The organism is Pseudoalteromonas sp. SG44-17 (genome assembly GCF_014164235.1).
Taxonomy (GTDB): domain Bacteria; phylum Pseudomonadota; class Gammaproteobacteria; order Enterobacterales; family Alteromonadaceae; genus Pseudoalteromonas; species Pseudoalteromonas rhizosphaerae.
Window position 1 is genome coordinate 1 of the sequence record NZ_JACJEV010000092.1, and the last position, 633, is coordinate 633.

1 protein-coding gene is annotated in these 633 nt (G+C 42.3%); it reads right to left on the reverse strand.

Annotation, left to right across the window (positions count from 1 at the left end):
- A partial coding sequence (locus tag H5182_RS22460; protein ID WP_182760658.1) for a transposase occupies positions 1–633 on the reverse strand: 633 nt, incomplete at both ends.

Sequence of the window (633 nt, forward strand, 5' to 3'; positions counted from 1 at the left end):
CTCGTGGGTCGCTAAGAACTCCGTGATTTTATCTGCACTTTTATCCAGCTTTTCTTTTTGCTTTAAATCCTGTGTTATCAACTCTTCGCTCAGGCTATCTTGTGATTGGTGACGTTCGATAATACGTTTACTCGCGCGTTCTAGTTTTGCTTTTTTACGCCCTAGCTCATCGAATGTGCCGCTCCATTCTTTACTCGCATTCGATTTCAATTTGCATCCATCAATGGCAAACATGTTACGACCTATCAAGCCTTCTTCGTCGCATATCATCAGTACTTGCGTAAACAGCGGTTCAATCTGTTCGTGCATTTTGGCCACGAATCCCGCTACAGATGTGTAATGAGGTTGAATATCACCCGACACACTCATGAACAAAATATTCGTCTCACACGCCTTAGCAATACGGCGGCTACTAACCAAACCATGTGCGTAACCAAGTAAAATAATCTTTAGCATCACTGAAGGAGGATACGCAGCGGCGCCCGTTTTATCATTGTTATACCACGCGTCAAAGCCCGACAAATCGAGTTTATTTTCGACAATATAACAAAGCGCATACTCAAATGTACCTGGCAATATTTGCTCAGCAAAATTGATTGGAATGAATTTATTTTGGCAGGATAAGTCAGGCTT